This window comes from Allostigmatella hybrida (genome assembly GCF_020103775.1).
In the GTDB taxonomy this organism is placed as follows: Bacteria; Myxococcota; Myxococcia; order Myxococcales; family Myxococcaceae; genus Hyalangium; species Hyalangium aurantiaca.
The window spans coordinates 1-20,376 of record NZ_JAHXBH010000050.1 but is presented as its reverse complement, the minus strand read 5'-3'; the positions used below and the strand labels follow the sequence as shown (position 1 = coordinate 20,376).

Here is a 20,376-nt window from a genome sequence, read left to right as displayed (position 1 = left end):
CGAGCACACCCAGCAAGACACGGAATTGACCTGCGAGCCCGAGGCAACGGCCTACCGGCTGCCGGTCTTGCGGCGACTCAACTTGCCAGTGTTGGTGGCAATGGCATTTCGTTGGCTAAGCAATAGCCGCTTATGGCGCATCAAGACCCGGAGACCCGAATGCACAGCAGTCAAGGATGGCTGAGGAAGATGTTGAGCGTATGGCTTGGGCTTTGGCTGGCCGTTGGCTGTGGGCAGGCCACGGTTGAGACGGAAGAGCAGGCATTGCGTCTTTCGCCTCTCTGGGACTCTCAGGCGAGGTTCCACGTCGCCGCAGGAAGTACCCATTCCTTGGCGGTGCGTCCAGACGGCACCGTGTGGGCCTCGGGGAACAACGCCAGCGGCCAGTTGGGGGATGGCACCAGGGGTAGCCGCGCAGTGCCCGTGGCGGTGCAGAGCCTGAGCGGGGTGGTGGCCGTGGCGGCGGGCTACCGCCACTCGCTGGCGGTGCGCTCGGACGGCACCGTGTGGGCCTGGGGAGGAAACACCTACGGCCAGTTGGGGGATGGCTCCACGGTGAACCGCTCGGTGCCCGTGGCGGTGCAAGGCCTGAGCGGGATAGAGGCCGTGGCGGCGGGCTACTTCCACTCTCTGGCGGTACGCTCGGACGGCACCGTGTGGGCCTGGGGGTCCAACGCCTACGGCCAGTTGGGGGATGGCACCTCGGTGAACCGCTCGGTGCCCGTGGCGGTGCAGGGCCTGAGTGGGGTGGTGGCCGTGGCGGTGGGCGACTACCACTCGCTGGCGGTGCGCTCGGACGGCACCGTGTGGGCCTGGGGGGACAACGCCTCTGGCCAGTTGGGGAATGGCACCACGGGTGACCGCGCGGTGCCCGTGGCGGTGCAAAGCCTGAGCGGGGTGGTGGCCGTGGCGGCGGGCGAATACCACTCGCTGGCAGTGCGCTCGGACGGCACCGTGTGGGCCTGGGGGTCCAACGCCTACGGCCAGTTGGGGGATGGCACCACGAGCCGACGCTCGGTGCCCGTGGCGGTGCAAGGCCTGAGCGGGGTGGTGGCCGTGGTGGCGGGCTACCGCCACTCGCTGGCGGTGCGCTCGGACGACACCGTGTGGGCCTGGGGGGACAACGTCTCCGGCCAGTTGGGGGATGGCACCAGGGGGAGCCGCGCGGTGCCCATGGCGGTGCAAGGCCTGAGCGGGGTGGTGGCCGTGGCGGCGGGCGCCCATCAATCACTGGCGGTGCGCTCGGACGGTACCGTGTGGGCCTGGGGTCTCAATTTCGATGGCCAATTGGGGGATGGCAGCACGAGCCGACGCGCGGTGCCCGTGGCGGTGCAGGGCCTGAGCGGAGTCGTGGCCGTGGCGGCGGGCGAATACCACTCGCTGGCAGTGCGCTCGGACGGCACCGTGTGGGCCTCGGGGGACAACGCCTCCGGCCAGTTGGGGGATGGCACCACGAGCCGACGCTCGGTGCCCGTGGCGGTGCCAGGCCTGAGCGGGGTGGTGGCCGTGGCTGCGGGCTACCGCCACTCGCTGGCGGTGCGTCCAGACGGCACCGTGTGGGCCTGGGGGGACAACGCCTCTGGCCAGTTGGGGGATGGCACCAGGGGGAGCCGCGCGGTGCCCATGGCGGTGCAGGGCCTGAGCGGGGTGGTGGCCGTGGCGGCGGGCGACTACCACTCGCTGGCGGTGCGCTCGGACGGCACTGTGTGGGCCTGGGGGTCCAACACCTACGGCCAGTTGGGGGATGGCACCTCGGTGAACCGCGCGGTGCCCGTGGCGGTGCCAGGCCTGAGCGGGGTGGTGGCCGTGGCGGCGGGCCAATACCACTCGCTGGCGGTGCGCTCGGACGGCACCGTGTGGGCCTGGGGGTACAACGCCTCCGGCCAGTTGGGGGATGGCACCTCGGTGAACCGCGCGGTGCCCATGGCGGTGCCAGGCCTGAGCGGGGTGGTGGCCGTGGCGGCGGGCTACCGCCACTCGCTGGCGGTGCGCTTGGACGGCACCGTGTGGGCCTGGGGGCTCAACGCCTACGGCCAGTTGGGGGATGGCACCTCGGTGAACCGCGCGGTGCCCGTGGCGGTGCAAGGCCTGAGCGGGGTAGTGGCCGTGGCGGCGGGCGACTACCACTCGCTGGCAGTGCTCTCGGACGGCACCGTGTGGGCCTGGGGGCTCAACGCCTACGGCCAGTTGGGGGGTGGCATCACGGGTGACCGCGCGGTGCCCGTGGCGGTGCAAGGCCTGAGCGGGGTAGAGGCCGTGGCGGCGGGCTACCGCCACTCGCTGGCGGTGCGCTCGGACGGCACCCTGTGGGGGGTTGGGTCCAATGGATACGGCCAGATTGGCGATGGCGGAGCTACAGACTACGCAGACACTCCCGTTCTCTCCTTGCTGTATTGAAGGAAGGTTCAGGTCGCAGGTATGTGCGCCGGTCCTACGCACCCCTGCCCGTTCGCTGCTCTCTGTATCGCCCCCTCATTGAATCATCACATCCGTCACGGGCGCGTCCCCGTGACGATGTGAACGCACGCGTCCATCCGGACGGTGCCGTCCTGGTGGTGCCGGGCGAAGCGTGCCGTCAGGGACTGGCGTGCGGCCTGGAGCGCCGCGTCGCCTGCCTTGGCCAGCAGATCACTGAACGAGGAAAAGGATGCGAGCGCGAAATCCGCCGCCTCCGCAGGCGGCAGCCCGCTTCCAATCGGGAGCGTTCCGCGCCAGTCGCGCGCGTCGAGTCCGCCAAAGCCCGCCTGGGCGAGCAGGTGGAGCAACGTGTCCACCCGGGCATAGCGGAACGGCCCCGGCGCGTCGGGATCGGTGGGCGGGATGTCGACGGTCTCGGCCACCGCGTCGCGGACGCTCGTCACCCACGCATTGCCTGCCTGAGGGCCCCAGACCGCGAAGGCGAACCGGCCACCCGGCGCAAGCCAGCGGGCCAGGTTGGCGAAGGCAGCGGGAGCGTCCTGGAAGAACATGACGCCGAAGCGCGAGGCCATGCGGTGATAGGGCGCTTCGGGCACCGCCGTCCCCATGTCCGCCACGTCGAAGGCGATCGCGCGCTCTCCGGACGGGATGCGAGCGCGAGCCGCTTCGATGAGGCTGGGCGTGATGTCGAAGCCGTGAACGGCGCTTCCCGCGGGTGCCTGGCGCAGAATCTCCAACGCCGTCTCGCCGCCGCCGCACCCGATATCGGCGATCCTGCAGGGCGCGTCGAGCTGCAGCGCGCGGATCAGCGGTTCATCGACCGGCTTGAGCATCGCCTCCATGCCAGACAGATGGATGCGCCATTTCTCGCCGCGCTCGGCGGCCCATCCGGAAGCTCCGGGAGATTCGTTCATGGGAGCATTTTGCCCCTTCCCGAGCGGCGGAGCGAGCGTCCACGCCGAGGCCTCCGGGAAGATCCGCCTTCGCCATCGTTGATGCCAGAGGGAAAGGATGGAGGCGTGGAATGCGAATCAACGCTGTATTGAGCCCGGCTCACTTTCCGAACGCGTGGGTCAGCTTGGCGATCGCGGCCGGGAGCGCCCGGATCTTCAGCTTCCGTCCGTTCTCGTCGAACTCCTCCGAGAGCACCCGGGCATTCTCGTACACCTCGCCGATGCGCCCCTGGCGGGCATAGGGAATCACCAGCTCCGCCTCCGTCATGGAGCGCTCGAAGAACTCCATCACCTTCAGCCGGAGCGCCGCGACATCCTCCGGCGAGTGCGCCGAGAGGACGATGGCCTCGGGGTGCTGCTGGAGCAGGGCCTCGCGGGCTTCGGGCGAGAGCCGGTCCGCCTTGTTGAACAGCAGCCGGCTCGGGACGTTCTCGGCGCCGATCTCGCGGAGCACGGAGCGGGTGACTTCGAGCTGGGCCTCCCAGGTCGGGTCCGAGGCATCCACCACGTAGAGCAACAGGGAGGCCTCCAGCGCTTCGTCCAGCGTGGACCGGAACGAGGCCACGAGATCATGCGGAAGCTTCTGGATGAAGCCCACGGTGTCCGACACGAGGATGCGCGGCCGGGTCTCCGGTTGCAGGGCCCTCACCGTGGTGTCCAGTGTGGCGAAGAGCTGGTCGGCGACCAGCACCTCGCTGCCCGTCATGGCGCGCATGAGCGAGGACTTGCCCGCGTTCGTGTACCCGACCAGGGCCACCCGGAGCTGGTCCCGCCGGGCGTAGCGCCGCTGCTCCTGGTCCTGCTGGATGGCGGCCAGCCCCTCGCGCAGCTCGGCGAGCCGGTCACGGATCTTGCGGCGGTCGAGCTCCATCGCCGAGTCACCGGAGCCGCGGCCCTGTTGCCGCTCGCGGCTCCCCGTGGACTCGCGCATGCGCGGGGCCAGGTAGTTGAGCCGGGCGATCTCGACCTGCATCCGCGCCTCCCGGCTGCGCGCATGGCGGTGGAAGATGTCCACGATGACGCCGGTCCGGTCGAGCACCTGGGCGCCCGTGGCCCGCTCGAGGTTGCTCAACTGGCTGGGCGAGAGCTCATGGTCCACCACCACCACCCGGGGGGTGACCGTGGGGGGCACCGTGCCCTCCCCTTCTTCGGGCTCCTCTTCGGCCTCCTCCTCGGCCGCCTCTTCGGAAAGCTCCTCCTCGCCAGCTTCCCAGCGCTCGCGTGCCTTCGACTTGCGCGACGGGGCTCCCGACGGGACGTTGCCGGAGCCCCCGGTGAGCCGGGCCAGCTCCTGGAGCTTTCCGGTCCCGAGGACCGTTCCGGCCGCGACCGACTCGCGGCGCTGGGACACGGTCGCGACGACCTCGTACCCCAGGGTGTGCACCAGCCGCCCCAGCTCCGCGAGGTCAGCGGCATGTTCGATGTCGGAGACGCCCGGGAGTTGGACGCCTACGAGGACGGCAGGGGGGAACGAAGAAGAGGACGGCATCCCCCTCTCGTATCACGACAGGGCGGAGATGCCCCCAGGAGTCCACCGGCTCACTGGGGCGCGTGCCGCCACCGGGCGAAGAGATCCCGAAGCCGGTCCATGAAGAAGAGCGGAATACCCGCCAGGAGATTGCCCGGCGGCCTGCGGGGGATGGCCGGATGGCCGCGGCTGGGCGCCGCCTTCTTGGCCAAGAGCCAGGCCACACCGATCCGCCTCAAGGCTTTTTCATCCAGCGCCTTCTCGAGCGCGCCCAGGAGCCGGTCCTCCTCATTCCGGACATCGAGCCGCAGCAGCGGAAAGAGCTCGCTCACCCGCTGCTCGAAGGCGGTGTCCCCGGGAACGAGCGGCTCCATCTCCTTGAGGAGCTCGTTGATGCGCTGGTGCTCGGATTCAATCTCCGCGGTGATGTGCTCCCCCACCCCCAGGACCCGGCGCGCGGCGGGAAAGAGCACCTCCTCCTCGGCGAAGGCATGCGTGGTGACCAGATTCACGATCTTCCGGAACGTCTCGCGGCGCCCGGCGGGAGAGTCCGCCTCATAGCGTTCCAGCAGGCGGTCGAGTTCCGCGTGGTCACGCTTCTGCAGTACCACGATGCTTTCACTCATCGCTCCACTCCTGATGTGCCTGCATCGGCTCCAGGAAATCTGGCCAGCACGGCGTCCGCGTGCAGGTGGATCAAAGGACAGGGGGTGCGAAGCGTGGTTCGCCGTCAGGCGTTCTCCCGTGCGCTCGGCTGCCTGAGCGGTTCAGCCGGGGCTGGGGAGCTTCGTCGAACCGAGGACCCAGTCGAGGTAAGCGCGGTGACCTGCCTCTGGCCGGAGCGAGAGGACCTCCGGGACTTCGTACGGATGAAGGGCCAGCACCCGCTGCCGGACGGGCTCGAACAGCTCCGGGCGCGTCTTGAGGATCAGCAGGCTCTCCGGCTCATCCTGCACCTCTCCCTGCCACCGGTAGATGGAGCGGACGGTGGGAAGGATGTTGCCGCATGCCACCAGCTCCTCCTCCACGAGCTGGCGGGCGATGGCGCTGGCCACCTCCGGGTTGGGACACGTCACGAGCACCAGAATCATTTCGGTCATGCCAAGCCTCTACCGTGAGCGCTTGAGGATGTAGTCGAGCCCGCCCACGCGGAACCAGCGGTAGCCATAGCCTTCGAGCTCCACCCGGTGCTGGCCCCGCCCATCCGCGTGCGAGTGTTCGCCCGACAGGATGTTGGCGAGCATCGCCCCCTCGGAGCTCCCGGCCCCGAACGTCACCAGGTGCCCCTTGGGATCGAAGTTGTGCAGGAACACGACGCCGTTGTTGCGCCAGTCGTAGCGCAGCGCCAGCACGTGCGGGGAGCTGGTCTCCAGCACCCGCCACTCGCCCCAGCCAATCTCCGGACACTCCTTGCGCGCGCGGATGAGGCGCTCGGTCCAGTTGAGCAGGGAGTTGGGGTCCCTGCGCTGGTCGGCCACGTTCAGGCGGGGGTAGCCGAAGGGCCCGTCCGAGATGACCGGCAGGACGGTCTTCTTCGCGGTGGAGAAGCCGGCGTTCGCCTCGGTGGACCACTGCATGGGGGTGCGCACGGCGCTGCGCTCCTTGAGGGACAGGTCCTCGCCCATGCCAATCTCGTCGCCGTAGCGCATCACGGGCGTGCCTGGCAGCGTGAACATCAGGCTGTAGGCCAGCTCCTGGCGCCGGCGGTCCCCCTCGAACATGGGGGAGAGCCGCCGCCGCAGGCCGCGGCCATACACCTGCATGCGGGGCTCGGGGCCGAACTCCTGGAACACGCGCTGGCGCTGCGCCTCGTCGAGCCGGCCCAGGTCCAGCTCATCGTTGTTGCGCATGAAGTGCGCCCACTGGGACGTCGCGTGGTGGATGCGCGTGCGCTCCAGGGCCCGGGCGAGCGGGCGCACGTCCGAGGTGGCCAGCGCGTAGAACGCATGCTGGTTGACGAAGAAGTTGAACATCATGTGCATCCGTTCTCCGTCCTTGCCGAAGTACTCGAAGTTCCGCTTCGGCTCCACGTTGGCCTCCGCGAGGAGGATGGCGTCACCGGCCCGCCACTGGAGAAAGGTCCGCAGGTTCTTGAGCAGGCGGAACTGCTCGGCGTGCAGGTCCCGGACGCCATCGCGCTGGATGACGAAGGGGACCGCGTCCATCCGGAAGCCCGACACGCCCAGCTCCAGCCAGAACCCCACGATGCGCTGGATCTCCGTCTGCACGTCGGGGTTGGAGATGTTGAGGTCGGGCTGGAACTTGTAGAAGCGGTGGAAGTAGTACGCCTGGGCCTTGGGATGGCGCGTCCAGGTGCTCTCCTGCACGCCGGGGAAGACCATGCCCTGGTGGGCATCCTTTGGCTTCGTCTTCGACCAGAGGTACCAGTCGCGGTACTTCGAGCGCTCGTCCTTCACCGCCGCCTTGAACCAGGGGTGCTGATCCGAGGTGTGGTTCACCACCAGGTCCATCAGGACGCGGATGCCGTGCTTCTTCGCCTCGTGGGTGAAGTCCACGAAGTCCCCGAGCGAGCCCAGGCTGGGGTGAATCCCGTAGAAGTCGGTGATGTCGTAGCCGTTGTCCCGCATGGGCGAGGGGTGGAAGGGCAACAGCCAGATGGCGTCGACGCCGATGCCCGCCAGATAGCCCAGGCGGCGGGTGAGGCCCTCGAAGTCCCCCACCCCATCCCCGTTGGAGTCCATGAACGTCTTGACGTCCAGACAGTAGATGATGGCGTTCTTGTACCAGAGGTCGTCGATCATTCCGGAGAGGCCTTTTCAGGTGCGGAACAGCGCCAGGTGCTTGAGACGCCCAGTGGGGAGGAACTCCGGCTCCACGTCCACGCTCCCCGCGCGGAACGTCACCACGGACTCCCCCGGCTCACGGACCGCGTCCACGGGCTCCCCGAAGAGCTCCCGGAACACAGGCTCCTGAAGGCTGGAGAGGCGCTCGGTGCCCCGGGGCAGGCGCACGAGCCCGGAGAAGGGCCGGAACCGGGCCTCGAAGCCCTGGAGCAGCGAGGCCTCCGGGTGGGCGGCCACGAGCGCCAAGTAGATGAGCTGGCCGTCCTTCGCATCGAAGGCCAGGCCCAGCTCCGGGTAGAGCCACCACCCGCGCTTGCGCATGAGGCTGTAGGACGCCGGAGGCCCCAGGCGATCCGCCAGCTCCTGGGCCGGTGAACCCAGGCTGAGTGCCCCGAGGCGCAACGCCGCCAGCTCCAGCGTGAGCGAGGCGGGCTGCGTGGGGCGCGGCCACTTGCGGAACATCCAGGATTCCAGAAGGCCCATGGGGGCGGAATCCTGCCCCAGAAGCGCGTCCGGGGCACCCGCGGAATCAGGCGCCGCGGGGCGGCGCGGCGGTGAGCCTCACCTTCGACATGACGTGATCGATGACCGCCAGCTGCATCAGCACGTTGGACAGCCGCTCCTGGACGTCCGGATCGTTCTCCAGCACACGCTGGAGTTGCTCGCGCGGAATCCTCGCGGGCCCTGTCAGAAACCCCTCGATGGACTCCAGCGCCTCGCGCTGAGGCTGGATCTGATCGCGCCGGGCGATGGCGGCCAGCACCAGGGCGATCTTCAGGCGCCGCGTGGCGTCGGCTCGCGTGAGCGGATCCTGCTGCCAGGCCTCCAGCGCCTGCTGAAGCTCGTCAGGCCCGAAGTCCTTGCGCTGAAGGAGGGGGCGCTCGGCCTCGGCCCAGCGGCGGCGGATCTCCTCGTCCACCAGCGCCTCAGGCACCTCCACCTGCGTGCGTTCCACCAGCACGTCGAGCACGTGCTCACGGGCCTCGCGCGTGGCCTCATCCGTGCGCTCGTTGGCGAGGTCCTCGCCGAGCTGGCGCATGACGTCCACCAGGGTGGCCCCCTTCCCCATCGAGGCGATGAAGGCGGGGGACTCGGCGTCCGGCAGCGACAGCTCGCGCGCCGCCTTCACGTCCACCAGGAAGCGCGCGGAGGCGCCGCGCAGGGACTCCACGGGGTAGTCCGGCGGCAGGGTCAGCGCGATGTCCACCGAGAGCCCCACCTGCCGGCCCACGAGCGCCTCGAAGAAGCCCGGCAGCAAGGGATCCGGATTCACCAGGGCCCAGCGGTTCTCCCGGATGGAGAACGGAAGGAGGCGTCCCTTCGCATAACCGAGGGTGTCGAGCAGCACTTCGTCGCCCAGGGCGACGGTCTCCGTCTGCGCGCGCTCCCGCCGCTGCGCGTGCTCACGCACGAGCTCGGTCAGCCGGTCGAGGAGATCGTCCTGCGTGAGGGGCCGGGGGGTCAGCTCCGCGGTGAGCCCCTCCAAGGAGGGAGCCTCCACCTCCGGCAACATCACGGGCGCGTTGTCCAGCGCCAGCGCCGCGGGAATCTTGTTCAGGATCCCATTGATCTGCACATCCCCGCTGAACGCCGCGGACGTGCTGCTTCCCGAACGGTCCTTCTTGTTGGCCATGGTGCCTCGCTCTGGACCTTCGATACCACACCTCGCGCGGAGGCCGAAGGTCCGGAGGGGCGCGGCAGACTAGAAGAACGAGCCGACGAAGCTGGAGACCGTCGAGACGGCCGCGCCCACCTGGCTGACGACGGGGATGTTCGTCGCGGCGGCGACGGAGCCCAGCGCGGTGATGCCGCTGGTGGCGAGCTTGCCCACGTTCGGATTGCCACTGCGCACGGCGTTGGCCACCTCCGCCCCGAAGGCGGCGGTGTCTGCGGCGGCGATGGCCACGTTGAGGCCCGGCACGAACCGGGAAGCAGCCCGGCCCGCGGTCTCCGCGAGCACGTGGGGCGCCGCGGCGCGCGCGGCGGAGGCACCGGCCCGGGCCGCGGCCTCCAACCCCTCACCGGCCGCACGGGCCGCCACGTTGCGCGTCACCTGGCGCGAGGCGCCATCGAGCACCTGCTGCGCGGTCTCGCCCGCCACGCGGTTCACCACCGCGCGGGCCGCGTCCGGCGCATTCTCGGCCATGGTCCGGGCGGCCGCGTCGCGGACCCCACGGAAGTTGGACACCAGGTTGCCCGTCTCGATGATGCCCTTGGCCGCGTTGGCGGCCGTCGAGACGGCGCTCGCCCCGGAGCCGGCCGCGGTGATGCCGTTCTCCACGGTGGCGTTCTGGGCGAAGGCCCGGGCATCCCGGATGGCGGTGTAGGCGGCGCCCGGCAGCTGGGCGACGCTGGCGGCCGTGCCCGCGATGCCCGCGGCGCGGCTGGCGCGCGTGTTCATCGGCTCGACGGTGGAGCGGGGCTGGCTGCCGAGGTTCCAGGGGCCGAACGTCTGCTGCCCGCTGACGTTGCGCGTCTGCGTGCCGAGCACCGCGTCCGTGACGCTCTTGACGCCGTTGGCCGCCCGGTTGACACCATTGGCCGCGGCCTCGAACTGGTCCTGCGGCTGCGCGGCCGGAGCCGGCGCGGCGGCCGGCGGCGGCGGGGCGGGCGGGGTCGTGGCAGTGCAACGGTCCGGGGCGGCAGGAGTGAGCGGGGACTGCCGGGGAACGCGCGGCTCATCACCAATGCGGGGCGACATGAAGGACTCCAGGAGGTTCGGAGAGAACGTCTTCGCTGGACATTATCGGGGTTGGCAGAACAAAGTTGCAGCCCCCAGCTTCCCCTACACGTGCCCACACGGGCACGCCTGCATCGCCGCTCAGTGAGCGGCCAGCAGCAGCAAGACGTCGATCGGCAAGGAGTTGATGCCGATGCCGAGCGAAGCGTGGAGGGGGCTGGCGACCGAGGAGCCCACGCCCATGCGCAGGTGGCCCCAGGACCCCCAGCACCACTTCATGCCGAGCTCCCCTCCCACGTTGAAGGTGTGTTTCTGAAACGCCCCTCCGAGGAGCACGGTGGTGTACGGCACGAACTGGGACGACAGGTAGTGCTGGTAGCCGAAGGCGGCGTTGAACTCCTCGGCCTTGGGCCCCTTCCAGGCGAAGTGCAGGCCGAGGCTCAAGCGGCGCGCCTCGAGTGCCATCGGCTGGAACATGTATGCCAGGGCATAGGAGGCCTCCCCCGAGGGCGTGGGCCGCCACTCCCAGAAGACCTCGCGATCCGGCTTGTTGATGGCGGGCGCCTCCCAGCGGAGCCGCTCGGCCTGGTCGAGATCCGCGGGCGTGCCCCGGGCTTGGTAGAGATCCGCCAGGGCCCAGGTGGCCTCTTCGTTCTCCAGCTCGTAGGCGCTGAGCAGCGGGGTCTCGGCGCTCGACAGCTCTCCCCGCTCCATCATGAGCCGCCCCGCGGAGACGCAGTCCTCGGTGTAGCCCCCTTCGCAGGAGCGGGCAAAGGCATTCTCGGCCTGTTGCCGCTCCCCCTGCCGGAGGAGTTCGGGCGCCCATTCGCTGCAGGCCCACGCGCGGCCGTTCTCACACGCCGAGGACAGATTGCCGGGGGTGGCGCACGCCACGGCCATCAAGGGGAGCACCATCCCGAGGAGCTTCATCAGGCGCCCAGCATGACACGCGGCGCTGTCTTGCGTTTACTTCGGACCCCAAGAATGGCGCCGCGCGGCGAGGGCCGCTTGACGCTCTGCGTCTGCTATTGCGCGTGGCACTTCGGACGCTCCGGGTCCGCGGCCTGCTGATATGACGGGCCCAGGAGAGGGACCCCCGACATATGGCGAAGCACATCCTCGGCATGATCCTGGCCGGCGGCCAGGGAACGCGTCTGGCACCGCTCACCGCGAAGCGCTCGAAGCCCGCCGTCCCATTCGGCTCCAAGTTCCGCATCATCGACTTCGCGCTCAACAACTTCATCAACTCCGGCATCTACTCCATCTACGTCCTGACGCAGTTCAAGGCGCAGTCGCTCACCGAGCACATTCAGCGCGGCTGGCGCTTCGGCTCGTTCCTGTCGGACTACTTCATCACGCTGGTGCCCGCGCAGATGTACCGCTTCGAGGAGCTGGGGCCCGTGTGGTACCGGGGCACGGCGGACGCCATCTACCAGAACCTTCACCTGGTGGAGAACCACGGCGCCGAGCACGTGGCCATCTTCTCCGGCGACCACATCTACAAGATGAACGTGGCGCACATGCTGGAGATGCACGAGGCCCAGCGCGCGGACATCACCATCGCCGCGTACCCGACGCCGCTCGCGGACGCGCACCGCTTCGGCATCATGCAGGTGGACGAGCGCGGCCGCGTCACAGAGTTCCAGGAGAAGCCCAAGGACGCCAAGCCCATGCCGGACCGGCCCACCATGGCCCTGGCCAGCATGGGCAACTACATCTTCCGCCGCCAAGTGCTCCAGGACTTGCTGGAGATGGATGCGCGCGAGGAGGGCTCCCAGCACGACTTCGGCAAGAACATCCTCCCCAAGGCGCTGAAGGACGGCTACCACATCCAGTACTACGACTTCACCCGCAACCCCATCCCGGGGCGCGAGGGGGGGCCCAACACGTACTGGCGGGACGTAGGCACGCTCGAGGCCTACCACGAGGCCTCCATGGACCTGGTCTCGGTCAACCCGGAGTTCGACCTGTACAACCCCGAGTGGGCCCTGCGCACGGCGAACGAGTACAGCCCGCCGGCGAAGTTCGTCCACGAGTCCGGGGACCGGATGGGCCGGGCGCTCAACTCCCTGGTGGCCGGTGGCTGCATCATCTCCGGCGGCACGGTGCGCGAGAGCATCCTCTTCCGCTGGGCGCGGGTGAACTCGTACGCGGAGGTGGAGCGCTCGGTGCTCTTCGACGGGGTGGACATCGGCCGCCACGCCAAGGTGAAGAACGCCATCATCGACAAGGGCGTGCGCGTGCCGCCCAACGCGCGCGTCGGCTATGATGTGGCGCAGGACAAGGCGCGCGGCTTCACCGTGACCGACACGGGCATCGTCGTCGTTCCGAAGAACTACCGGTTCGTCTGAGGCCTGGGCGAGCCTTCGAGGCGGAACACGTGTGAGGCGGAGACTCCGGTTTGCCCTCCTGGCGGTGCTGGCCCTGGGCCTGCTGGGGCTCCTCCTCGCCGCGCCGGATTACGTGCGCGGCCTCTCGCTGGTGCTCCGGGCCACCGGCAGGCACGGCGGCTGGGCGGGCACCCTCACCTCCTGGAGGGCGCAGCCCGTCGAAGTCACCGAGTTCCAGGTGCCCTCCCGGCACGGCCCCCTGCGCGCCCGCTTCTACCGGCCCCGGGAGCACCGGGGCCACACGGTGGTGCTGACCTCGGGGGTCCACGCGGACGGCATCGACGAGCCCCGGCTGGTGATGCTGGCCCGGGCGCTGGCCACCGAGGGGGTGCCCGTGCTCACCCCCGAGCCGGTGGATCTGCTCCGGTATGAAATCACCCCGCGCCTCACGGACATGGTCGAGGACGCGGCCACGTGGACAGCCTCGCAGCCCCGCCTCGCCCCCGATGGCAAGGTGAGCCTCTTCGGGATCAGCTTCTCGGGTGGGCTCTCCGTGGTGGCCGCCGGAAGGCCCGGGCTGAAGGACAAGGTGGCGGCCACGCTGTCCTTCGGGGGCCATGGCGACTTGTCGCGCGTGCTGGCCTTCCTGTGCACCGGCGTGAAGCCCGATGGCCAGCGCCTGAAGCCCCATGACTACGGCGTGGTGGTCATCCTGCTCAACGTGGCCGGACAGCTTGTTCCTCCAGAGCAGGTGGAGCCCCTGCGCGAGGCCATCCGCACCTTCCTGCGGGCCTCTCACCTCACCTTGACGGATCCCCGGCGGGCCGAGGAGACCTTCGCGGAAGCCCGGCGGATGCAGGCCCGCTTGCCCGAGCCCGCCGCGCGCCTGATGGGCTCCGTCAACACGCGCGATGTGGCCGCGCTCGGGCCGCTGCTCCTGCCCTACGTCCAGTCGTTCGCGGCGGACGCCTCACTCTCCCCGGAGCGCTCGCCTCCGCCGGTGGCGCCCGTCTACCTGCTGCACGGCGCGGACGACACGGTCATCCCCGCGATCGAGTCGGCGCTCCTGCGCCAGGCGCTGGAGCCGCACACCGAGGTCCACCGCCTCGCCACCCCACTCATCACCCATGCCGAGTTCGACCCGAAAACAGGCATCGTGGACATTCTCAAACTGATTGCCTTGTGGTCCGGGTTGCTCTCGGAATAAAGGGTAATCATGTTTTTTCATACGTCGCGGCTCTCCCTGGCGGGGGTGCCCGCGCTGACCGTTCATGCGGGCCCGCGCGAGGACGCACTGCAGCGGGGCGTGGTGCTCTTCTTTCACGGCCTGGGCGGCTCCAAGGAGGTCCACGAGCGTGAGTTGCAGCGGTTCGCCGAGCGCGGCCTCTTCGCGGTGGGCGTGGATGCCGTGGGCCATGGGGAGCGGCGCTTCCCGGACTTCGACGAGCGCCTGAACCAGGGCCATCCCCACTTCCACGGGGAGTTCCTGAACGTGATTCACGGCAGCGCGCACGAGGTGCCCGCGCTGCTCGACACGCTGGTCACCCACCACGGGGCGAACCCAGCGCGGCTGAGCGTGGGCGGCGTCTCGCTGGGCGGGTTCATTACCTATGGGGCGCTGCTCGCGGAGCGGAGGCTCCACGCCGCCGTGCCCCTGCTGGGCTCGCCCCTCTGGGACGACGCCCTGCCCCACAGTCCCCATCGCCACCCGGAGCGCCTCTTCCCCGTGGCACTCTTCAGCCAGACGGCGGGGCTGGACGAGGTGGTGTCCCTGCAGGGTGCCCGGGAGTTCCACGCGCGGCTGGAGCCACTCTATGCCTCATCGCCGGGGAGGCTGCGCTACCGGGAGTTTCCCCAGTCCGCCCACATGATGCGGCCCGAGGACTGGGAAGAGGCCATCGGCGATGCGGCGGACTGGCTCGTCCGCCCCTGACTTGCGTTCACCCCCACAGGAGCCCTCCATGTCCCTCACCTCTAACCGATCTTCCTCCTGGCTTCTCGCCCTGTGCCTGGGCCTTCCAGGGCTCGCGGGCGCCGCGGAGCCCCAGGCGCCCTATGGCTCCAACACCTTTCCCGGCGCCATCCGGGCCTATGACTTCGACCAGGGCGGTGAGGGCGTGGCCTACCACGACCTGGATCCCGCCACGGGCACCCAGACGTACCGGCCCACCGAGGGCGTGGACATCGGGGTTCGCGGCTCGGGAGACCTGGAGGTCCGTGGCGCTCCGGGCGAGTGGCTCGAATACACGGTCACCGTTCCCCAGACGGGGCGCTACGCGCTGAGCCTCTCCTACTCCATGGCGAGCGGGAGTGGCAGCGTCAGCCTCTCGGTGGATGGCGCGGCCGCGGTGCCGGTGGCCCTCGTGGGCACCGGGGGCCATGGCACCTTCAAGAGCCACACGGTTCCCACGGCCTTCGATGTCACGGCGGGCACCCACGTCATCCGCCTGGCGTTCACCGGCAGCAACACGTACCTGCGGCAGATCGCCTCCACGCAGTTGCCCGGCCGCGCCCTCTATCTGAGCCGCTCGGGCGCGGGCACCCTGGATGGCTCCAACTGGAGCAATGCCTTTCCGGTGAGCCAGCTCTCCACCGTGCTCAATCAGACGATGGTGCCCGGGGACACGCTGTACGTGGCCGGTGGCCTCTATGACAGCTCGACGCCGTTCTCCTTCTCCCTCTCGACGAGCGGCACGGAGACGCTGCCCAAGAAGGTGGTGGGCGTGGACCTGGGCCAGGGCCTGCCCGTCTTCAAGGGCCGGTGGAGCCCCACGGACCCGGGCAACTCCAACAAGAGCTACGCGTTCCTCCGGTTCACGAACGCACACCACTGGGACATCTCGAACCTCCAGGCGGAGAGCTACTACTACGGCGTGCGGGCCGACACGGCGTCCCACCTCGTGCTGAGCCAGCTCCAGCTCCACCGCGTCCGGGAAGGCCTCGCCGCCAGCCACCTGGCGAACACGAAGTTCCTCCGGTCGCAGGCGCTCCGGTACACCAAGCGGGGCATCCGCCTGATCGAAAACGTGTCGGACCTGCTCGTGGAGGACTTCACCGCGGACGCCACGATGGGGGACGCGGCTTGGGCCACGGAGGCCTACCCCTTCGGCGTCTCCGTGGAGAACCCGGCGGACGCCACCCTGGGCTCGCATGACGTGGTGTTCAACCGCGTCACCGCCCGCAACAACACGCACACCTCCGCGGACACGGGCGCCTACCAGAACGGCGACGGCTTCTCCCTGGAGCGCACCGCCTACCGCATCTCCTTCCTGAACTCCGCCGCGTACGACAACACCGACGGTGGGTGGGACGACAAGTCCCAGGCGCCCTACTACGAGAACTGCGTGGCGCTGCGGAACAAGCGGAACTTCCGCCTCTGGAACGACAGCGCGCAGCCGGCGACGCTGAACAACGTCCTCGGTGCCTATGCGCGCAAGGTCGACTCCTACTCGACCGCGGGCCTGTGGTCCCAGGGCTATGTGGAGGTGTACGACTCCACGTTCTACGCGAACGCCCAGAGCGAGATCGTCCTCGAGAACAACAGCACCCCCGCGGCGCGCGTGAAGCTCGTGAACACGATCGTCTCGGACGCGGGACCGTGTGGCGCCGCGGCCTCCAAGGAGGGCGGGACGACGCTGGAGCGGGTCAACTCCGTGGTCTGCGAGGGTGCGAGTGGAACGCCCGTGCCACTCCAGGCGCCCAGCAGCACCTGGACGGGTGCCCCCGCCAACGCCTTCACGCCCGTGAATCCGGCTGTCACACAGGGATACCGGCCCAGCCCCTGATGTGGGCGCGCGAGCGCCACAGGTGCGGAGAGACCACCGCGCGCCCCCCGTTGCATCACCGTCCACTGGGATGAGTCCCCTTGTGGTGCTCTTCCCTCATGGAGAACTTCGGTTCCGCGACAGGGTCATGTGGGCAACGCGGAGGGAAAAGGATGACACGGGACAAGGGTTTTCAGCGGGTCTTCACGGGCGCAACCAGCGTGGTCTCCTGTCTCTTTGTGTTGGCATGTGGGTCCGAGGGCGAGCGGGCCTCCACCGGCTCCACCTACTTCGACCAGGTGGAGCAGCTCCAGGCGAAGGATCCCGGCCCCTCGGAGCCCACGGGGAAGAGCTGGTTCGTCAGCCCCCAGGGCTCGGATGAGGGCCGCGGCACGCGCGAGTCCCCGCTGCGCACCCTCACCCGGGCCGCGTCGCTCGCCAAGGCGGGCGATGCCATCCGGGTGCTCCCGGGCGTCTACGCCGAGAACCTCGTCCTGGAGTCCAAGGGCACCGAGGCGCCCGTGTTCCTCCGCGGGGAGGGCTCACCTCGCCCTACCCTGGTGCCGGGCCCGCGGGCGCGCGGCGCGCTCATCCATGTGAAGGGACGCTGGCGGCTGGAGAACCTCCACGTGGATGTGGGTGGCGCGCCGATGATCGCCGTCGCCTTCGATCCGGGCGCCCACCACTCCGTGCTGTCCAACAGTGAGCTTCACCACGGAACCTCGGGCACGGGGGTGCTCGTGGAGGGCGCGGACCACGTCACCCTCCAGCACAACACCCTTCACCACTTCATCAAGCCGGGGGATGACTCCCACGGGGTGACGGTGGTGGGCCCGTCGCGCAACACGGTCATCTGGGACAACGACATCCACCACAACTCCGGCGACTCCATCCAGTGCCAGGAGGGCAACGGCCCCGCGGAGGCCGTGCTCATCGACGGCAACACGCTGCACGCGGATGGGGAGAACGCGGTGGACATCAAGCGGTGCCACCAGGTGCTCGTGCGCAACAACCGCATGTTCGGCTTTCCCAACCTGGAGCTGCGCAACGCGGGCACCTCGGCCGGCGAGGCCATCGTCATCCACGAGGCCGCCGTGGGCGTCAAGCTGCAGAACAACGACATCTCGGACGCGGGCCGCGGCATCTCCGTGGTGAGCGGCAACGCGGTGCCCGAAGGCATCTGGATGGAGGGCAACTCCATCCGGGACATCCACAGCCGCACGAAGGGCAACGGCCATGGCATCCGCGTGGAGACGGCCAAGAACGTGAGGGTGCAGGACAACGCCCTGGCGAACACGGCCAGCTACGGGATGATGCTGGCCGCGGACGGCAAGGAAGTCACCGGCCTCGTCATCCGCAACAACGCCCTGCGGGGCGGCGCGCAGTCGCTCCTGCTGCGCCTGGGGCACGAGCGGTTCCGCCCCGGCCTCATCCTGGAGGGCAACCACTACGCCCGCGGCGGCATCCTCCAGGCCGACGGTGTGAAGGAGAAGCTGGGCGGCGCGTACGCCCACCTCGAGCAGGAGTTCTCCGGCGAGCGGCTGACCCTGTCCTCCCAGGCGAGCCTCGATGCGTGGCGGCAGGTGCTCGAGGCGGATGTGGGCGCGGGGCTGCTGGAGTAAGGCCCCCGGCCGGGCTCATTTCGGCCCGGGCAGGGGGAACTTGAGCAGTCCCAGCCGTGGAGTCCCTCCCCGGCTGGCCGTGATGAACCCGAAGTTGGTGACGTACATCCAGCGGCGGCCGTCCTCCTCGACGATGGCCAGGCTGGCGGGACCGTCGAACACGCCTTCGGCCTCCACCGCGAGGAGGCGCTGGTCCGGGGTGATGCGCAGGACGCGGTTCGTCCGGTTCATCGCCACCCACAGGCTGCCATCCTTCGGGTCCCTCACCAGGCCGTCTCCGCCGTAGAAGGCCGCGCAGTCCGGGCCCACCACCCGCTGGGGGACGCCCGCGCTGCCGTCCTTCTGGATGGGGATGCGCACGATCGAGGCCTGATCACTGCTGACGGCCACCACGCTGTCCCCGTCCACCGCCACGCCGTTGGCGCCCATCGGGAAGGGCAGCACCGCCGGGCCACAGTAGGTGGGGTTTCCCTGGAGCGAGGCGTCCGTGACCCACGGACCGCCCTGCCCCTCCGGGCCGAACGCGAACACCGTGCCGGTGGACGAGTCCGTGACGAACAGGCGCCCCTGGGCGTCGAAGTCCAGGCCGTTGGGGAACGCCAGCTCCGGGTGGCTGGCGAAGAGGGTGGCCTCCTCCGCCCCGGCCGGCAGCCGGTAGATGCCCGTGCGGAGCGGCGGCGAGAACGAGACCAGGCCCGCGTAGAGCGCCCCCCGCGCATCGAAGGCGAGGCCCGTGAGGTACCCTCCGTCCTTGGGAATCGCGGGCCAGCGGCCATAGGGCGCCACCGCGCCCGAGGAGGAGACCTTCAGCACCTGCCCCGTGGGGGCCATGCCGACGTAGGCCTCGCCGCCGCGCGCGGCGATCCCCTCGGGGAACTGGCCCAGCGCGGCTTCGAACGCGAGCACCTGGGTGACCGGCGGAGACGCTTCACTCGAACCCTCTCGAGGCGCCTGACGGGCGGCACACCCCATCACGAGAACGCTCAACACGGCGGCATGGCGCAACTTCATGGTGTTCCCTCCCCAGCGTGTCCACCACTCTAGTGGATCAGCCCCGGTGCCCGGAGCAGGACTTCTGGGAAGGACCCGCGGTACCCCCGGGACCGGGCCCGCCAGCGGTGTCTCCACCGTGGCGGGCACGCGTCCGCGGCACTGAGAGCCGCCGCTTACAGATCCGGCGGCGGACGCACACCCAGATGGCAGGCGCGCAGTGCGAGCTGGGTGCGGTTCTCGGCGCCCAGCTTGCGGTACAGCTGCGTCACGTGGGACTTCACCGTGCGCTCGGCGATCTGCAGGTGCGCGGCGATCTTCAGGTTGTCGGCGCCGCCGGCCACGTAGCCGAGCACCTCGCGCTCGCGCTGCGTGAGCGCATTCAGCACGCTGGCCGGCTGCGTGGCCGCCGGCGGGTGCTCGAAGTCATTGCGCAGCAGCTGCACGGGGAAGAGCCGCTCGCCGCGGATCAACCCGTGGATGGCGGTGGCCACCGCGCCCACGCCCAGCCCCGCGCGGAAGAGGTACCCGGAGGCCCCTTCATCGAAGCACTGGGAGATGATGTCCGGCGCGCTGACCGCCGACAGCATCAGCATGCGGACCTCCAGGCGGCGCTTGCGGGCCTCGCGCAAGAGGTTGAGCCCCTCGGTGACCGAGCACCCCACCGTGGCCTCGTGATCCGGCTCCACATCCAGAATGGTGACCTGCGGCGGATCCGTTCCGAGGCTGTCCAAGAGGGTGCGCACGTCACGCGTGACAGACATGACGTTCAATCCCTCACTGCGCAATCCGTCGGCAAGACCCTGCCACGCGGACCACGGACCTTCGAGAACGGAGATACGAACGGATAGCTGATTTTGTGCCATGCTAAGCCCCCCAGCTGCCATGGCGTACGTCTGGCTTTTTGATACTACCGGCTTCTTGGTCTGCTTCGACGGGATGTTTCAACCCGGTGCAAGTGCATGTCCGGCGAATGTCCTGAAGCCAACCCTGTTCTGAGCAATTGACAGCGGTACTGCTGAAATCCAGTCCTCTCCGAGTCCACCTCCCTGTCGTTCACGGACCCAGTGGGCTCAACCCCCAAACCCACTCTACCACTGAATCCTGGCTTTGAGCGACTCAAGTTGCGGCGGACTGTCAAGTGCTCATGCATCGGCCTGAAGTCTAGAGAGTCCATACCCCGGGGCAGGTCTTCATCCGGTGCCGGACAGGCAGGGCCCCCCTCCGGGCAATGCCCACGGGCGAAGCGCGCCCCTTGCTTGCCCGCCCCCGCGCCAGAGAGCAGGCAGCATATGCTGGGGGCCCGCATGGCCTTCTCCCCTTCCCCCAGTCTCGACGTGGCCACGC

At 69.4% G+C, this 20,376-nt stretch carries 16 protein-coding genes and 1 pseudogene; 6 read left to right on the top strand and 11 right to left on the bottom strand.

Annotation, left to right across the window (positions count from 1 at the left end; genetic code table 11):
* Positions 1–189 precede the first annotated feature (189 nt).
* The gene (locus tag KY661_RS36135) at positions 190–2,397 is read left to right on the top strand and encodes an RCC1 domain-containing protein (RefSeq protein ID WP_450097587.1); all 2,208 of its coding nucleotides are present in this window, start codon (positions 190–192) and stop codon (positions 2,395–2,397) included.
* Between the two features lie 95 nt (positions 2,398–2,492).
* Here the strand turns inward: KY661_RS36135 and KY661_RS36130 are convergent, their stop codons facing one another.
* The 9 genes from KY661_RS36130 to KY661_RS36090 all read right to left on the bottom strand — a co-directional run bounded on the left by KY661_RS36130 (position 2,493) and on the right by KY661_RS36090 (position 11,238).
* Complete coding sequence (locus tag KY661_RS36130; RefSeq protein WP_225414534.1) at positions 2,493–3,332, bottom strand: class I SAM-dependent methyltransferase; 840 nt, start codon at positions 3,330–3,332, stop codon at positions 2,493–2,495.
* A 139-nt stretch (positions 3,333–3,471) separates the two neighbouring features.
* A complete protein-coding gene (hflX, locus tag KY661_RS36125; protein WP_225414533.1) occupies positions 3,472–4,860 on the bottom strand; it encodes a GTPase HflX in 1,389 nt (462 codons plus the stop codon).
* Between the two features lie 50 nt (positions 4,861–4,910).
* Positions 4,911–5,465: a hemerythrin domain-containing protein gene (locus KY661_RS36120; RefSeq protein WP_225414532.1), complete on the bottom strand. Its 555-nt coding sequence runs from the start codon at positions 5,463–5,465 to the stop codon at positions 4,911–4,913.
* Positions 5,466–5,606: 141 nt separating this feature from the next.
* Positions 5,607–5,939, bottom strand: coding sequence for a divalent-cation tolerance protein CutA (cutA, locus tag KY661_RS36115; protein WP_225414531.1), 333 nt, complete (start codon positions 5,937–5,939; stop codon positions 5,607–5,609).
* Between the two features lie 9 nt (positions 5,940–5,948).
* A complete protein-coding gene (locus KY661_RS36110; protein ID WP_225414530.1) occupies positions 5,949–7,601 on the bottom strand; it encodes an alpha-amylase family protein in 1,653 nt (550 codons plus the stop codon).
* Between the two features lie 15 nt (positions 7,602–7,616).
* The gene (locus KY661_RS36105; RefSeq protein ID WP_225414529.1) at positions 7,617–8,126 is read right to left on the bottom strand and encodes a hypothetical protein; all 510 of its coding nucleotides are present in this window, start codon (positions 8,124–8,126) and stop codon (positions 7,617–7,619) included.
* 46 nt (positions 8,127–8,172) lie between these two features.
* Positions 8,173–9,276 (bottom strand): trigger factor, encoded by a 1,104-nt coding sequence (locus KY661_RS36100; RefSeq protein WP_225414528.1) that lies wholly within the window; start codon positions 9,274–9,276, stop codon positions 8,173–8,175.
* A gap of 69 nt (positions 9,277–9,345) precedes the next feature.
* Positions 9,346–10,344: a hypothetical protein gene (locus KY661_RS36095; RefSeq protein ID WP_225414527.1), complete on the bottom strand. Its 999-nt coding sequence runs from the start codon at positions 10,342–10,344 to the stop codon at positions 9,346–9,348.
* Between the two features lie 120 nt (positions 10,345–10,464).
* Positions 10,465–11,238 (bottom strand): hypothetical protein, encoded by a 774-nt coding sequence (locus KY661_RS36090; RefSeq protein ID WP_225414526.1) that lies wholly within the window; start codon positions 11,236–11,238, stop codon positions 10,465–10,467.
* 185 nt (positions 11,239–11,423) lie between these two features.
* On the opposite strand from KY661_RS36090, the pseudogene glgC reads away from it, so the two are divergent.
* The 5 genes and pseudogenes from glgC to KY661_RS36065 all read left to right on the top strand — a co-directional run.
* A pseudogene (gene glgC, locus KY661_RS36085) lies at positions 11,424–12,674 on the top strand (glucose-1-phosphate adenylyltransferase); the annotation flags it as partial.
* A gap of 31 nt (positions 12,675–12,705) precedes the next feature.
* On the top strand, positions 12,706–13,860 hold the full coding sequence (locus KY661_RS36080; RefSeq protein ID WP_225414524.1) for a dienelactone hydrolase family protein: 1,155 nt from the start codon (positions 12,706–12,708) through the stop codon (positions 13,858–13,860).
* Positions 13,861–13,869: 9 nt separating this feature from the next.
* On the top strand, positions 13,870–14,586 hold the full coding sequence (locus KY661_RS36075) for an alpha/beta hydrolase (RefSeq protein WP_225414523.1): 717 nt from the start codon (positions 13,870–13,872) through the stop codon (positions 14,584–14,586).
* 28 nt (positions 14,587–14,614) lie between these two features.
* The gene (locus KY661_RS36070) at positions 14,615–16,438 is read left to right on the top strand and encodes a carbohydrate-binding protein (protein WP_225414522.1); all 1,824 of its coding nucleotides are present in this window, start codon (positions 14,615–14,617) and stop codon (positions 16,436–16,438) included.
* 152 nt (positions 16,439–16,590) lie between these two features.
* Positions 16,591–18,039 (top strand): right-handed parallel beta-helix repeat-containing protein, encoded by a 1,449-nt coding sequence (locus KY661_RS36065; protein WP_225414521.1) that lies wholly within the window; start codon positions 16,591–16,593, stop codon positions 18,037–18,039.
* A 15-nt stretch (positions 18,040–18,054) separates the two neighbouring features.
* Here the strand turns inward: KY661_RS36065 and KY661_RS36060 are convergent, their stop codons facing one another.
* The gene (locus KY661_RS36060; RefSeq protein ID WP_225414520.1) at positions 18,055–19,050 is read right to left on the bottom strand and encodes an SMP-30/gluconolactonase/LRE family protein; all 996 of its coding nucleotides are present in this window, start codon (positions 19,048–19,050) and stop codon (positions 18,055–18,057) included.
* Between the two features lie 155 nt (positions 19,051–19,205).
* Positions 19,206–19,895 (bottom strand): response regulator transcription factor FruA, encoded by a 690-nt coding sequence (gene fruA / locus KY661_RS36055; RefSeq protein ID WP_075010907.1) that lies wholly within the window; start codon positions 19,893–19,895, stop codon positions 19,206–19,208.
* Between the last annotated feature and the right edge of the window lie 481 nt (positions 19,896–20,376).

What these genes read in the sequence shown, in the direction of transcription:
- KY661_RS36135 (WP_450097587.1), top strand. Translation starts at nt 190, where the DNA reads ATGTTGAGCGTATGGCTTGGGCTTTGGCTGGCCGTTGGCTGTGGGCAG.
- KY661_RS36130 (WP_225414534.1), bottom strand. Translation starts at nt 3,332, where the DNA reads ATGAACGAATCTCCCGGAGCTTCCGGATGGGCCGCCGAGCGCGGCGAG.
- hflX (WP_225414533.1), bottom strand. Translation starts at nt 4,860, where the DNA reads ATGCCGTCCTCTTCTTCGTTCCCCCCTGCCGTCCTCGTAGGCGTCCAA.
- KY661_RS36120 (WP_225414532.1), bottom strand. Translation starts at nt 5,465, where the DNA reads ATGAGTGAAAGCATCGTGGTACTGCAGAAGCGTGACCACGCGGAACTC.
- cutA (WP_225414531.1), bottom strand. Translation starts at nt 5,939, where the DNA reads ATGACCGAAATGATTCTGGTGCTCGTGACGTGTCCCAACCCGGAGGTG.
- KY661_RS36110 (WP_225414530.1), bottom strand. Translation starts at nt 7,601, where the DNA reads ATGATCGACGACCTCTGGTACAAGAACGCCATCATCTACTGTCTGGAC.
- KY661_RS36105 (WP_225414529.1), bottom strand. Translation starts at nt 8,126, where the DNA reads ATGGGCCTTCTGGAATCCTGGATGTTCCGCAAGTGGCCGCGCCCCACG.
- KY661_RS36100 (WP_225414528.1), bottom strand. Translation starts at nt 9,276, where the DNA reads ATGGCCAACAAGAAGGACCGTTCGGGAAGCAGCACGTCCGCGGCGTTC.
- KY661_RS36095 (WP_225414527.1), bottom strand. Translation starts at nt 10,344, where the DNA reads ATGTCGCCCCGCATTGGTGATGAGCCGCGCGTTCCCCGGCAGTCCCCG.
- KY661_RS36090 (WP_225414526.1), bottom strand. Translation starts at nt 11,238, where the DNA reads ATGGTGCTCCCCTTGATGGCCGTGGCGTGCGCCACCCCCGGCAATCTG.
- KY661_RS36075 (WP_225414523.1), top strand. Translation starts at nt 13,870, where the DNA reads ATGTTTTTTCATACGTCGCGGCTCTCCCTGGCGGGGGTGCCCGCGCTG.
- KY661_RS36070 (WP_225414522.1), top strand. Translation starts at nt 14,615, where the DNA reads ATGTCCCTCACCTCTAACCGATCTTCCTCCTGGCTTCTCGCCCTGTGC.
- KY661_RS36065 (WP_225414521.1), top strand. Translation starts at nt 16,591, where the DNA reads ATGACACGGGACAAGGGTTTTCAGCGGGTCTTCACGGGCGCAACCAGC.
- KY661_RS36060 (WP_225414520.1), bottom strand. Translation starts at nt 19,050, where the DNA reads ATGAAGTTGCGCCATGCCGCCGTGTTGAGCGTTCTCGTGATGGGGTGT.
- fruA (WP_075010907.1), bottom strand. Translation starts at nt 19,895, where the DNA reads ATGGCACAAAATCAGCTATCCGTTCGTATCTCCGTTCTCGAAGGTCCG.